Origin of the sequence: Stutzerimonas kunmingensis (assembly GCF_021432085.1) — a bacterium.
Lineage (GTDB): Bacteria > Pseudomonadota > Gammaproteobacteria > Pseudomonadales > Pseudomonadaceae > Stutzerimonas.
Window position 1 is genome coordinate 4,016,885 of record NZ_CP090366.1, and the last position, 13,442, is coordinate 4,030,326.

The 13,442-nt window shown below is 55.2% G+C and carries 11 protein-coding genes and 1 tRNA gene; 11 read left to right on the forward strand and 1 reads right to left on the reverse strand.

Annotated features, from left to right (window positions below; all coding sequences use genetic code 11):
- The first annotated feature begins 10 nt into the window (after positions 1 to 10).
- From rpoD to LW136_RS19180, 3 genes are all read left to right on the forward strand, one after another.
- Positions 11 to 1,864: an RNA polymerase sigma factor RpoD gene (gene rpoD / locus LW136_RS19170; RefSeq protein WP_234173613.1), complete on the forward strand. Its 1,854-nt coding sequence runs from the start codon at positions 11 to 13 to the stop codon at positions 1,862 to 1,864.
- Between the two features lie 111 nt (positions 1,865 to 1,975).
- Positions 1,976 to 2,052, forward strand: a tRNA-Ile gene (locus tag LW136_RS19175).
- A 372-nt stretch (positions 2,053 to 2,424) separates the two neighbouring features.
- The gene (locus LW136_RS19180; protein ID WP_234173614.1) at positions 2,425 to 2,769 is read left to right on the forward strand and encodes a hypothetical protein; all 345 of its coding nucleotides are present in this window, start codon (positions 2,425 to 2,427) and stop codon (positions 2,767 to 2,769) included.
- Between the two features lie 22 nt (positions 2,770 to 2,791).
- Here LW136_RS19180 and LW136_RS19185 read toward each other — a convergent pair whose 3' ends face one another.
- The gene (locus tag LW136_RS19185; protein ID WP_234173616.1) at positions 2,792 to 3,055 is read right to left on the reverse strand and encodes a helix-turn-helix domain-containing protein; all 264 of its coding nucleotides are present in this window, start codon (positions 3,053 to 3,055) and stop codon (positions 2,792 to 2,794) included.
- Positions 3,056 to 3,153: 98 nt separating this feature from the next.
- Between LW136_RS19185 and LW136_RS19190 the strand changes: the two genes are divergently transcribed.
- From LW136_RS19190 to LW136_RS19225, 8 genes are all read left to right on the forward strand, one after another.
- On the forward strand, positions 3,154 to 3,612 hold the full coding sequence (locus LW136_RS19190) for a hypothetical protein (protein WP_234173619.1): 459 nt from the start codon (positions 3,154 to 3,156) through the stop codon (positions 3,610 to 3,612).
- Positions 3,613 to 3,646: 34 nt separating this feature from the next.
- Complete coding sequence (locus LW136_RS19195) at positions 3,647 to 4,348, forward strand: phage antirepressor N-terminal domain-containing protein (protein WP_419586384.1); 702 nt, start codon at positions 3,647 to 3,649, stop codon at positions 4,346 to 4,348.
- A 47-nt stretch (positions 4,349 to 4,395) separates the two neighbouring features.
- On the forward strand, positions 4,396 to 4,740 hold the full coding sequence (locus tag LW136_RS19200; protein ID WP_042927499.1) for a DUF6957 family protein: 345 nt from the start codon (positions 4,396 to 4,398) through the stop codon (positions 4,738 to 4,740).
- A gap of 730 nt (positions 4,741 to 5,470) precedes the next feature.
- Positions 5,471 to 6,424 (forward strand): site-specific integrase, encoded by a 954-nt coding sequence (locus LW136_RS19205; protein WP_234173622.1) that lies wholly within the window; start codon positions 5,471 to 5,473, stop codon positions 6,422 to 6,424.
- A gap of 270 nt (positions 6,425 to 6,694) precedes the next feature.
- The gene (locus LW136_RS19210) at positions 6,695 to 8,770 is read left to right on the forward strand and encodes a class I SAM-dependent DNA methyltransferase (RefSeq protein WP_234173624.1); all 2,076 of its coding nucleotides are present in this window, start codon (positions 6,695 to 6,697) and stop codon (positions 8,768 to 8,770) included.
- Positions 8,767 to 9,822, forward strand: a complete 1,056-nt coding sequence (locus LW136_RS19215) for a restriction endonuclease subunit S (protein ID WP_234173626.1) — start codon at positions 8,767 to 8,769, stop codon at positions 9,820 to 9,822. Before LW136_RS19210 ends, LW136_RS19215 begins: the two co-directional genes overlap by 4 nt.
- A 17-nt stretch (positions 9,823 to 9,839) precedes the next feature.
- Positions 9,840 to 11,468: a DUF262 domain-containing protein gene (locus LW136_RS19220; protein ID WP_234173629.1), complete on the forward strand. Its 1,629-nt coding sequence runs from the start codon at positions 9,840 to 9,842 to the stop codon at positions 11,466 to 11,468.
- The gene (locus LW136_RS19225; protein ID WP_234173631.1) at positions 11,461 to 13,134 is read left to right on the forward strand and encodes an ATP-binding protein; all 1,674 of its coding nucleotides are present in this window, start codon (positions 11,461 to 11,463) and stop codon (positions 13,132 to 13,134) included. The genes LW136_RS19220 and LW136_RS19225 overlap by 8 nt, the downstream gene beginning before the upstream one ends.
- Positions 13,135 to 13,442 lie beyond the last annotated feature (308 nt).

Genomic DNA, 13,442 nt, shown 5'->3' on the forward strand with positions numbered 1-13,442 from the left:
ATAGGGTTATATGTCCGGAAAAGCGCAACAGCAGTCCCGCCTCAAAGAGTTGATCCAGCGTGGCCGTGAGCAGGGTTACCTGACTTACGCAGAGGTCAACGACCACCTACCGGAGGATATTTCCGATCCGGAACAGGTGGAAGACATCATTCGCATGATCAATGACATGGGTATCAATGTATTCGAGGTTGCCCCGGATGCCGATGCCCTGTTGCTGGCCGAAGCCGATACCGATGAAGCCGCTGCCGAAGAGGCCGCCGCCGCACTCGCTGCGGTCGAGACCGACATCGGTCGAACCACCGATCCCGTTCGCATGTACATGCGTGAAATGGGCACGGTCGAACTGCTGACCCGCGAAGGCGAGATCGAAATCGCCAAACGCATCGAGGAAGGCATTCGCGAAGTGATGAGCGCCATCGCTCACTTCCCCGGCACCGTCGACAGCATTCTCGCCGACTATGAGCGAGTGACGACCGAAGGTGGCCGCCTGTCCGACATCCTCAGCGGTTACATCGACCCTGACGACGACGGCGCTGCTGGTCCTCAGGAGGTCGAGCCGGAAACTCCGCAGACCACCGCGAAGCCGACGGCCGACGACAAGGATGATGAGGAAGAGGACGACTCCGACAGCGAAGAGGAAGAAGGCGATGGCGGCCCCGACCCCGAGGTCGCGCGTATGCGTTTCGGCGCAGTCGCCGAGCAGCTGGAGAAAGCCAAGAAGGCGCTGAAGAAGCACGGCCGCGCCAGCCAGCAGGCCGTCGAGGAGCTCGAAGCACTCGCCATCCTGTTCATGCCGATCAAGCTCGTACCCAAGCAGTACGACGCACTGGTCGAGCGCGTTCGCAACGCCCTGAGCCAGATCCGCGCCCAGGAACGCGCCATCATGCAGCTGTGCGTGCGTGACGCCCGCATGCCGCGCGCCGACTTCCTGCGTCAGTTCCCGAACAACGAGACCAATCTCGACTGGGCCGAGCAACTGGCTTCCGGCAAAGGCAAGTACGCCGAAGCCATCGGCAACCGCAAGGAAGACATCGTTCGCTGCCAGCAGAAGCTGATCGAGCTGGAACAGGAATGCGACTTGGTCATCGCTGACATCAAGGACATCAACCGTCGCATGTCCATCGGCGAGGCCAAAGCCCGCCGTGCGAAGAAAGAGATGGTTGAAGCCAACCTGCGCCTGGTTATCTCGATCGCGAAGAAGTACACCAACCGCGGCCTGCAGTTCCTCGATCTGATCCAGGAAGGCAACATCGGCCTGATGAAGGCGGTGGACAAGTTCGAATACCGCCGCGGCTACAAGTTCTCTACCTACGCCACCTGGTGGATTCGCCAGGCGATCACTCGTTCCATTGCCGACCAGGCGCGGACCATCCGTATCCCGGTGCACATGATCGAGACGATAAACAAGCTCAACCGCATCTCCCGTCAGATGCTGCAGGAAATGGGTCGCGAACCCACACCTGAAGAGCTGGGCGAACGCATGGAAATGCCCGAGGACAAGATCCGCAAGGTACTGAAGATCGCCAAAGAGCCGATCTCCATGGAAACGCCAATCGGTGACGACGAAGACTCGCACCTGGGTGACTTCATCGAAGACTCGGCCATGCAGTCGCCAATTGACGTAGCCACTGTGGAAAGCCTCAAGGAAGCCACTCGCGAAGTGCTCTCCGGCCTCACCGCACGTGAAGCCAAGGTACTGCGCATGCGCTTCGGCATCGACATGAACACCGACCACACCCTCGAGGAAGTCGGCAAGCAGTTCGATGTCACCCGCGAGCGAATCCGTCAGATCGAAGCCAAGGCGCTGCGCAAGCTGCGCCACCCGACGAGAAGCGAGCACCTGCGCTCCTTCCTCGACGAGTAAGACCAGAACCCCCGGCATGCCGGGGGTTCTTTTTTCTGCCGTATACCTCGGAGCAGCTAGCTTCGATTGGCGCAGCCGCCATACCGCCGGTATAATCCGCCGGCCTTCTGGGGGCCTATAGCTCAGTTGGTTAGAGCAGAGGACTCATAATCCTTTGGTCCACGGTTCGAGTCCGTGTGGGCCCACCATATGAAACAACGACTTAGGTCAGCAATTGTGCTGGCCTTTTGTCGTTTATGGGCCGAATAAAAAATTTGCGTACCACTTTGCGTACCGTTTCATTTTTGCTGCATCAGGGCGCCTTGACCCTTACCGCTCGCAGATTGACACTCAGGCAGCACTCCAATAGGTTTGTGCTCCCCTTTAAAGGGGACGGGATTGGCGTTCCGGTCTGAGACAGGGCTAAGCGAGGCTTAGCTCTGAGCATGGCTGTGTCTTTATGGGCGGGCCGTGCGGGGCATCTTCGGATGCGCCGGCCCTCAGACCGGTACGCCAACCCGTGCGGTCTGCTCACCCAATTGGCGTTGGGTGGCAGAACTTTCCGTTCTGAGGATCACACCATGAATGAAACTATCTCTTCGCAAAGCGTACCCAGCCGAGCCGTTTCCGATAGCTGCGATGCCAAGTGCGGCACAGAAAATGGCTTCACCCCGCTCCGTCACGATGAACCTCACTGCTTGATCGGCTATCTCAGCAGCGCGTCAGCGACCGATCTTTACGATGCAGCAACGCTTCGTCACACCGCTGCCCTTGGGGTGGTTTGTGTACTCAGCAGCGCGGCAGACCTGAATGGGCTAAGCACATCAACCCTGCAGAGCTGCATCCAGGCAATTCGCATACTCAGCGAAGATGCAGCTGCCCTCTATGACGGGGCTTGGCAAGCACTTCAGAACGAGCGGCACTAATTTTGTCCGACAGGAGCAGGCATCAATCGCCTGCTCCTTTTGGCGTTGCCAGCTCAGCTTCAAATCGCTTAACAAAATCGACAAGCCCAATGTTCAGCGCACGGCAAATGTCGCGCAGCTGAATGAGGTCGAGGCGACGTAGACCGCGCTCAATATCGCTAGCAAAAGACTGCGGACGCTCAAGCGCTTGGGCAAACGCCGCCTGGGTCATCCCTGCCTCCACGCGACATTGCTTAAGCAGCCGAAGCAAAACCAGATTTTCGTCTCGGTATACCGACTTTTCCAAAAGCCACTCTCCTCCGACTTGACAGCTCGCCAAGGTATATCTAATCTTCGGATATCCGATTTACAGATATTCAGGTATTCGATTTACAGGAGCCCATCATGAAAAGCCCAAATCAACCCTTACCACCCAACAGTAATATGCAGTTCCAGTTGAACCTAGAGACACTAGAAGTACTCATGGAGCTGAACGCCCTACTGCAGTGGTTTGGTTTGCCTCTCGTTCAGAGCCAGGCAGCCATCGCCATGTGGGAGGACAACATCCTGACCAAAGAAGATCCTGACACAGGGCATCCGCTTCACTACCTGCCGGTTTCAATGCTTCCCAATTTCATTGATCAAATCCTTGATCAGTTGAGCGCTGAAAGTAAGGCTCAAGCAATCCTCTTTAGGGACAGAAGTCACGCCCTGTCGGCAGTAATCCCCATAGCGGCCATGCTGAAGCTATCCAAGAAGCCTGAAGATGGCGGAATTGACCCAGGCTACGTGCCTCATAACGTCGTCCCCCTAAAGCCTTCGCAGGGAATTGCTTCTGCCAACACCACTCAGGGGGCGCTGTAGTTAGATGCGTACGTCCAAAATCAAAGTCCAGGCGATGGCTATTCCTGTTCTGACCAGCAGTAACGGCGAGCGCTACTGGCCTATGCGCCCAGTGTGCGAAGCCATCGAGCTGAACTGGCACAGCCAGGCTGCAAAGTTACATCCGCCTAGGTATACCCCCCGCGAGCACGATGTGTGCTTGCCAGGGCAGCCACCCATGAAGCAGGTACTCTGTTTGTCGCAGGCAGAATTCGAGTTCTGGCTCAAAGGGCTGAACTCGCGCAAAGTGAATCGCACTGCCCGACTGCGCGTGGACCAGTTGCGCGCACATTTCTTCGGCGATGCTTCAGCCGACATGGAACATCAATCAGGGCCGACAGATGCTGCACCGAAGATCCTACGCCGCATCCTGAAGTGGCGACTGCAGCAGACTGAGCCTTCTGACCGTCCGGAATTGTCTAAGCAGATCACTAGCCAGTTTCGCGAAAAGAACGGTTTTGAAATCTGCGATGCCCGGGAGCACCAGTTACGCGGAGCTGTTGCGTCACTTAGCACGATCATCTATCAGCATGATCGCGCGAAGACACCAAGTCATACACCTGTATCGCAGCGTGTCGATACGATTATCAAATCAATCATCGATGCCCGGCCTCAACGCATCCACTTGCTCGAATCGGACTTCGCAGCTTTGCTGTGCGGCATCGAACTTGAGGAGCAGTACCACCATAGCGCTCAGCACGAAACACCCAGCCCGTGACGACACTTAGGGAAGTGATGGACGCTCTGTACTCGACAGGTGAGCCCATGAGCGGCAGCAGCATGAGCGACGATGAAGCCCTAGCCTATGCCAGGCAGTCTTTTCCTTACGGGAATTACTGCCTGGTACGAAACTGGCGCTGGATTGAACTGCAGGTGACCGAAAGCCAGCGCCTACAGCTGGCGACTACCCAAAGGCGGCCTGCTTTGATCTATGCCCATACGGTCATCTATGACAGCGAACGTCGCTGGGATGTTGGTGACTTCGTACGAACCTCACTCTTGCACCACTATGAGGGCTTCCACTTCAAAACGCTCAACAGCGTCTACCTGCTGCTAGGCCCAGGCACCCGCATCCAAGCCAACTCAGATGCTGTTGCAAGCATTTTCTGATCGAGCCAACACATTTGGCAGTGATGTGTTCACAGGCCTGCGACAGAGCCTGATCGCAGGAAAGCAATGCGACACTCAGTGAGTGTCGCAGAACCACATATACGACACACTCGGAGTATCGCACACGCATGCTGCGACACCTTGGCCATGTCGCAGCGACACGCCCTGTATGTCGCAACACAGTCCTGCGACACGAGCATCGTGCCGCTAGCGGCAGTTTGAGTGCCCAATACGGCGCTGAATCAAGCCTGAATCGTCACCGAGCAGGCCAGTTGTGGCACTAAACGTGCCAGTACTGGCACTGCTTTTTCCGGTTATACAATCGTTTAAGTCATTGAAAAATAACAACTCCAATGACTTATTTCATAATCAAATCGCCACCTTTTGGCTAGCATTTTGAATGCACCGCTTTCGGCGCATCAGCGATACGCTGGCGAATCGTTTCACCAGGATCGCCCGTTCAGCGCCCCGCGCTGGCTGCTTCTTGATTTTGATGACAAAAAGCTTGCGCGCGCTTTTGCTCACAGCGCACGCTGAATAAAGATGAAGCGTGTCGCGTGAGTGAGAGCGCGCACCTCTTACTCGCGGCGCGAGTAAGAGGGCGTTGGGGCAGTTCGGACGGAACGAGAAAAAACGAAGCGAAGGCGTAGTGCATTTCAGTGTAGGCCGAACTGACACAACGCCTTTCGCGAAGCGGCTTAGCTTTGTCATCAAAACAACAAGAAGAGAGATGACAGCCATGCAGCCAACGACCTTGCAGCGGTACCAAACCCGAGCACAAAACTTCTATCGGAATCACTGCGGTGAGGACGATCCAACTTCAGCGCAGATCTGCGCGGCTTTGCTTGCCTGTGCGCCGGACTATCGACCGAATGCGTTCAGCACCCTCAAGAACACCCTGGTGAATGACCAGCTTGCCCGGCGAAACATCGAGGCAGCAAACACCATCAGAGCGCTGGTCAACCCAGTCACGGCACCAGGCAGTCAGATAGCGAAAAAGCCCAAGCCGGGGCAGATTCGGAAAGTCCCCTTCGAAGACTTTAAATTGCTGCACCAGCACCTGCGCGCAGGCGGTAATCTCGACGAAGCCGCATCACTGGTGCTCGCTTATTGCCTCGGTGTACGCCCATGCGAGATGCGCACGATCACTGTCTCCGGCAACCACGTGCACATCATTGGAGGCAAGAAATCGGCTGAACTGCACCGTGGCGCTGACCGCACCTTGGTAATCGACAAACCAAGAACGCTGAAGTTGGTGGACTGGGCAGCGCGGTGGATGGCCGGGTGCCCACGCACTAATACCGCCATCAGAGATTGCCTGCGCAAGGAGTGCCGACGCCTCTGGCCTAGGAGGAAAAAGCAGCCAACGCTGAAAAGCTTCCGGCACCAGATGGGGTCAATTCTGAAAGCATCCGGAGAAAGCCCAGAAAGCATGGCTTACATCATGGGGCACCAGTCCATCTCGTCGATCAGCGTTTATGGTGATGGTCGGCTGGGCAATGGCATGAAGTGCCATATCCGCTCCGCAGAGAGCGCTGATCTGACGAGCATTCGTCAGCCACAAAAGCCTCCGAGATATGGCCAAGGCTGCATTCAGGGAGAGATTGTGTTTCCCACAGCAGCCAGAGGCCATTGGTATTGGGAGATGAGGCAACGGCGCGGCCTATCGAAGATGCACCCCTAAGAAGCCTTTCCACTTGATCAAGAGCAAGTGGTGGAGCGGGTCGACATTGTGCCCCAATCAATCCTCGGGGGCGAAGCTTCGAGCGCAAATTGGTTGGAGGTGCATAACCCGAACAGTTTCATTCGAACATCAATTGGATGGAGATCATCAGCGATAGAACAAACAGATATCGAAACCACCAAGACCAGTAGTTTTTTATAAAATGCCCACACTCGCCCGGCACTGCCAAGGCAACGGACAATCACTGATTCAGCAACGGACTACCGCACCATGGCCCAATTGGAAAACATCGAGGCAATCGAAAAGCGTCTCTGGTCTGCCGCCGACACCCTGCGCGCCAACTCCAACTACGCGGCCAATGAATACTTCATGCCGGTTATGGGCCTGATCTTTCTACGCCATGCTTACAGCCGCTACCTGGCCGTTAAGGATGACATCATTGCCAGCCTGCCCAGCCGGGGCGGCAAAACGCGAGAGGTCACCAAAGAAGACTTTTCCCAGCGCGGCGCGATTTATCTGCAACCCCACGCGCAGTTCGACACCCTGGTTGGCTTGCCGGATAGTGCCGACCGCGCCCAAGCCCTCATCAGCGCGATGGAAAGCATCGAGGCCGACTACAGCTCCCTAGCTGGCGTATTGCCAAAAGCAGAGTATCAGCAGCTGGAAAACAGCGTACTCGGTCAACTGCTTCGCACCCTCAACCCCGAGGAACTGAAGAAGGCTACCGGTGACATCTTCGGCCGCATCTACGAATACTTCCTCACTGCCTTTGCTGACGTTGGCGCACACGATGGTGGTGAGTTTTTCACCCCTGTCTCGCTGGTTCGTATGATCACCAACATCATCGAACCCGACCACGGCAAGGTGCTCGACCCCGCGTGCGGCTCTGGCGGCATGTTCGTACAGAGCGCGCATTTCGTAGAGCGCTTGAAGCAGAACCCCAACGAGCTGTTGACCTTCTACGGCGCAGAGAAAAACGCCACCACCATCCGCCTGGCCAAGATGAATCTGGCCGTGCATGGCCTGAGTGGTGATATTCAGAAAGCCATCAGCTACTACGAAGACCCGCACGAGCTACTGCACAAAGCCGACTTCGTGATGGCCAACCCCCCCTTCAACGTCGACGAGGTGGACGCCGATGCAGTCAAAAACGATCCGCGCCTGCCCTTCGGCTTGCCTGGCGTAAACAAGGGCAACAAGGTCAGTAACGGTAACTACCTGTGGATCTCCTACTTCTACAGCTACCTGAACGACAAGGGCCGGGCCGGCTTTGTGATGTCATCCCAGGCCTCCAGCGCAGGCCGCGACGAAGCCCGTGTACGACAGAAACTGGTGGAAACCGGCCATGTCGACGCCATGGTCGCCATTCGTTCTAACTTCTTCTACACCCGCACCGTACCTTGCGAGTTGTGGTTCTTCGACAAAGCCAAGCCTGCCGAGCACAAAGACCATGTACTGATGCTCGATGCGCGTAACACCTATCGCAAGGTCACGCGCAAGATTTATGACTTCGCCCCTGAACAGCTGGCTAACCTTACTGCCATCGTCTGGCTCTATCGGGGCGAGCAGCAGCGCTTCCTCAACTTGGTTGCAGAACACCTGGACGAAACGCTTGCAGCCGCCCGCAACTGTGGCGAGCCCCTGATCGCCCTGCGCAACGCCATCGACGCCCTGACTGCTCAAATCAAGCCAGCGATCTTGGCAGCAGGTAGTACAGCAATGAGCAAATCCCTGGTCGAGCTGGAAGCAGCTATCGCCGACTACTGCGCAGAAGCAGGAGCCTTCGATAACGATGCCAAAGCCTGCAACAGCTTTTGGGAGGATGTAACCCCTACCAATGCGATGCTACTTGCGGCTGGAAACAAGCTCAAAAGTCTGGCCGAACATAGCCGCGATCTAGTCAAGGATGCCGACCTGCTCTGCAAGCTCGCCAGCCGCTTAATTGATGACCACGTGCCGTCTTCGCATGAAAGTGGGAGTCTAGCCAACCGCGAGCTAAACCGAAACCGTAAGACTGCCGAAGAGTCGCGCAAAGCGTTAGTGGAAGCCCTTAAGAAAGTTCGCCACTACTGGAAAGCCGCCCACTGGTTACAAGAGCGATTCCCAACTGCTGAACTGCGCGATATACCTGGATTGGTCAAACTCGTCAGTCTGACGGAGATCGCCGAGAACGACTGGTCACTTACTCCAGGCCGCTATGTAGGTATAGCGCCAGAAGAGCAAGACGAAGACTTCGACTTCGAACAAGCACTGAGTGATATCCATATCGAGCTACTGGGCCTGAATGAAGAGGCGACAGAGCTTGCGAAGAAGATTGCACACAACTTCGAGGGGCTGGGTGCATGAACTGGAATCAGTATTATCTTCGAGACATCTTGAAACTAATGTATGGGAAGTCTCTACCAGAACGTGATAGACAGAACGGGGATATCCCCGTCTACGGTTCTGGAGGGATAGGTGGATTCCACAACCTAGAATTAGTTAAAGGACCAGGAGTAATTGTCGGCCGCAAGGGGACTGTTGGCTCAGTATTTTTTGAGCAGAAAGACTTCTTCCCAATTGATACCGTTTACTATGTAGATGTATACCCAGAAAAAGCCCAGCTAAAATTCTCTTATTACCTTCTAAAGTCGCTCCCTTTATCATCACTAAATACTGATGCTGCTGTTCCGGGGCTAAATAGAGAAAGAGCACTATCGCTCCAAGTTAAAATTCCACCACTCGACACTCAGAATAGAATTTCCTGCTTATTGGAGAACTATGACGAGCTGATCAAAAATAACACTCGACGCATTGAACTACTTGAAGAGTCGGGCCGCCTGCTGTATCGCGAATGGTTCATCCACCTACGCTTCCCAGGGCATGAACATGCTGTCATTACGAATGGCGTACCTGAAGACTGGGAGAAAACCTCCCTTGGCCAATACAGCAAGCTCAACTATGGCAAAGCTCTTAAAGCAGAAAACCGCATTGAAGGGAACTTCGCAGTTTATGGTTCCAGCGGAATCGTAGGCTCTCATAATGCTGCGCTGGCAAAGGGGCCGGCTATTATTGTTGGCCGTAAAGGAAATGTCGGTAGCGTTTATTGGTCTAGTCGAGACTGCTGGCCTATTGATACGGTTTATTTCATCGATACTGACAAGGCCAATCTCTACCTTTACTACGCTCTGCAATTTATGCAGTTTATCAACACCGATGTTGCTGTACCCGGCCTTAATCGAGACCTAGCTCACAGCCGCCCACTAATAATACCAAGCCCCAGAATACTGAATGAATTTTTACTAGCTGCCGCCCCCATACGCCAGCAGATTGAAAAACTAGAAGAACTGAATCAAAAACTCGCCCAAGCCCGCGATTTACTTATACCCCGCCTAATGAATGGCGAAATTACTGTTTAACTTTTGGATGGAACCAGATGAAAGCCGAAGAAAGCACTGTTGGGCATATCCTCACCGACCAAATCTGCTACGAAATCCCCCCGTACCAGCGCCCTTACTCCTGGAAGGCGGAGAACGTCCAGCAGCTGCTAGAAGATGTCTGGGAAGCTTATGGCAATAGCGATGAGGAATACTTTATTGGCTCTCTCATCACCATCGAGATTGAAAAGGGTAAACGCTACGACGTAGTCGACGGCCAGCAGCGCCTGACGACGCTCAACCTCATCCTCGCCCGCCTGCGTGATCACATTGAAGATGGTGCCGCTAAAGCCGTACTGGGTAAGCGCGTGTTACCCCGCAATGAGCTGACAGGTGAAACGGAAACACCTCGCCTGCTACTGCGCCGTAAAGATCAGAGCTTTTTCCGCCGCCATGTTCTCGACTCGCAGCCTCTCCCTCTGCCAGCGGAACGCAGCAAACTCGATGCCCCTCAACAGCGCATCACAGAAAATCTTGAAGCTATCGACTCGTTCCTAGGGCAAAAAGATCAGCAAACCCTCAAGCTTTTCGCCAACTATTTGCTAATGAAGGTGTACGTAGTTTTCGTCAAAACTGAGTCTCTAAAGTCCGCTTACCGCCTGTTCAATGTGCTCAATGCCCGTGGCATGTCTCTGTCAAACGCAGACCTGATCAAGAACACCCTTTTCAGCGAGCTAGGCAGCCAACAAAACCTCAGCAATGAGCTGGAGGATCGGTGGCTGGAGTTGGAAGAGATTGTGGGCATCGAGCTACTGGATAGCTTCCTCAGCCATCACCGCACCTCGCTGATGGCAGCCAAAGCCAGGGGCTCCCTGCATGAGGAATACCGCCCGATTATCGAAGGCTTCGTCGGTGGCCCTTTCGCCTTCCTGGACCAGGTCATTCTCTCTGCCAAAAATTTCATGCGTATCTGGGATATCGACTTTCAAGATGCCGCATCAGTGCGGGCCCTTAACGCCCTCTGGCGCGTCAGCTATGACGAATGGATACCGCCTCTGCTCGCGTTCCTGAACCAGCCAGTGGACGATCTGACCGAGGCCCAGTTCCTAAGCCTGCTGGAGCGAATCACCATGCAGAACTGGGTACGTCGTCTTGGGCGCACCGCTCGCCTGACCGTTTACTTCAAGCTGATTAACGCTATCAAAGCAGGGAAAACTGTTGATGAGGTGGGCGGCATTTTCAGAGCCCACGCCAACAATGATGAATTCATCAATCTCCTAGGTGGCGAGATCTACGGCAAACCGTTTGACGCGGCAGTGCTCTTGCGCCTGGAAGAAGCCGCGCAGGATGACTCAGTCACGAAGACGTTTAGTGGTCGACTGACCATTGAGCACGTCATGCCACAGGCGTTGAAAGATGCTTATTGGAAGGATCGGTTCAGCCCTGAGAATCATGGCCTCTGGCTCCATCGCCTTGGCAACCTGGCCATGCTGAGCGGTAGCAAAAACTACAAAGCGCAGTACTTCGACTTTGATCGCAAAAAGAAGATCTACTTGGACCGAGACAAAAAAGTCTCCTTCGACCTGACCAAAGAAATTTGCGCCTTGGCTGAATGGAGTGAAGACGCCTTGAAAGCACGCCAGGAGCGGCTCATTAAATTGGCCAAGGAGACCTGGTCGATTGGCTGACAACAAAGGGCACACCAGCATGTCACGCGAAGATCAGCACCTCGACCGCAAGTCCCTGCGCAAGGTGACCGGCAAATCAGCCAATTGGCAGGAGCTGGCCTCCGATTGCGTCTGCTTCGCCAACAGCGCGGGCGGAAAGTTGCTGATCGGCATCGAAGACGGTGCCGAGCTTCCACCGGCTGAGCAACGAGTAGAGCCAGGACTGCTGGATACCCTGCGCCGCCGGGTTCAAGAGCTCACTGTCAACGTCATTGTTGCCCCACTTCTGGTAACGGCCGAAAACGGCGGCCAGTACGTCGAGCTGACAGTAGCCAAGGCCTTTGGTGTCGCATCCACCTCTGACGGCCGCTATTTCCTGCGCGTGGGCGACAGCTGCCAGCCGGTGCTAGGCGATGATGTGATGCGCTTGCTTAACGAGCGCCCCGGCGTGCCCTGGGAAGCATTGAGTAACCTGCAGGTGCCACGCACAGCCGTCGACGCAGGCAAACATACTGAGTTAATGCAGCGCCTGCGCGCTTCGGATCGGGTCAAGGCAAACACCAAGGAAAAGAGCGATTCCGAACTGCTCGATCACTACGGTTTGGCCGACGGTGAATGGCTGACCAATCTCGGCGTACTAATACTTGGTACAGCTCGTGATCGTGCCCGCCTCGGCACTGCGCCAATGGTTCAAGCGCTGAAATACGACGAGCATGGCGACAAGGTGAATAAGTGGCTGTGGGATGACTATCAACAGTCGCCCATCGAGCTGGTGGATGCCATCTGGCGTGAGGTGCCGGACTTCCGCGAAAGCTACGAACTACCCGACGGACTCTATCGTCAGCACATCCCTGCTTTCGATGAGCGAGTGGTACGTGAGCTATTGGTCAATGCCCTGGTACACCGCCCTTATACCCAGCGCGGTGACATCTACCTGAACCTGCATCCAGATAGGCTCGAAGTGGTAAACCCTGGCCGCCTGCCATTTGGCGTAACCCCAGGAAATATCCTGCATGCCAGCCGACGCCGTAACGACCGGATGGCCGTACTTTTCCACGATTTGAAAATGATGGAGAAGGAAGGCACCGGCTTCGACCTGATGTACGACGTGCAGCTATCTCAGGGTCGCCCAGCACCGCAGACCAGCGAAGGGCCGGACTCCGTTCGCATCACCATCCGACGCCGCATTGTGCGCCCGGAAATGATCGGCTTACTGAAAACCGTTGATGAGCGCTTTCAGCCCACTCGCCGAGAGCGCATCACTCTTGGGCTACTCGCCCAGCACGAAGGCATGACTGCCAGCGAGCTGGCATCCGCCCTGGAACTCAGTTCAACCGATGATCTAAAGCCCTGGTTCGGCCGCCTGCGTGATTGGCAACTGGTAAGTGAAAGCGGACGCACCAAGGCAACCCGCTACTTCGTAGCACCCGAATGGCTACGCGGTAGCGGCCTGGAGGGCAAAACCACCCTTACCCGTATCGAGCCGCATCGATTGCGAGCGCTGATTTTGGAAGATTTGCAACGCTACCCTGGCTCATCCTCCAGTGAAATAAACACCCGTATCGGCGGTGAGATCTCTGACCGTACGGTGAAACGCGCGCTGGATGAGCTGATCGATCAGAAGCAGGTTCGGCCAGAAGGTGAGCGTCGCTGGCGGCGCTACTGGTTAGCCGACCACACCAGCTGAAACAGTACACCTCATAAAAGACAAAGCCGGGGCAATCCTGTCCACTTCTATCGACTTTGTCTTTTAGGGCGTCCCCAATGCCCCGCGAAATATACTTCACCCTAATGGACATCTCTTGATGCGCGATTGGCTATGTCCGATAGGAATGCCAAGCAATGCCATCCCGGCCCCGCTATGCCAAATGCCTTGTTATGCAAAAGAGTGCCAATCAGTGCACATTTGGGCGAAGATTAGGCTCAAGGATGAGCCCCGCAGGCTCAAGCACTGAAATGGGTTTCCTCAGGGGAATCGACCAGCTAATGGTCTGC

What these genes read in the sequence shown, in the direction of transcription:
- rpoD (WP_234173613.1), top strand. Translation starts at nt 11, where the DNA reads ATGTCCGGAAAAGCGCAACAGCAGTCCCGCCTCAAAGAGTTGATCCAG.
- LW136_RS19180 (WP_234173614.1), top strand. Translation starts at nt 2,425, where the DNA reads ATGAATGAAACTATCTCTTCGCAAAGCGTACCCAGCCGAGCCGTTTCC.
- LW136_RS19190 (WP_234173619.1), top strand. Translation starts at nt 3,154, where the DNA reads ATGAAAAGCCCAAATCAACCCTTACCACCCAACAGTAATATGCAGTTC.
- LW136_RS19195 (WP_419586384.1), top strand. Translation starts at nt 3,647, where the DNA reads ATGGCTATTCCTGTTCTGACCAGCAGTAACGGCGAGCGCTACTGGCCT.
- LW136_RS19200 (WP_042927499.1), top strand. Translation starts at nt 4,396, where the DNA reads ATGAGCGGCAGCAGCATGAGCGACGATGAAGCCCTAGCCTATGCCAGG.
- LW136_RS19205 (WP_234173622.1), top strand. Translation starts at nt 5,471, where the DNA reads ATGACAGCCATGCAGCCAACGACCTTGCAGCGGTACCAAACCCGAGCA.
- LW136_RS19210 (WP_234173624.1), top strand. Translation starts at nt 6,695, where the DNA reads ATGGCCCAATTGGAAAACATCGAGGCAATCGAAAAGCGTCTCTGGTCT.
- LW136_RS19215 (WP_234173626.1), top strand. Translation starts at nt 8,767, where the DNA reads ATGAACTGGAATCAGTATTATCTTCGAGACATCTTGAAACTAATGTAT.
- LW136_RS19220 (WP_234173629.1), top strand. Translation starts at nt 9,840, where the DNA reads ATGAAAGCCGAAGAAAGCACTGTTGGGCATATCCTCACCGACCAAATC.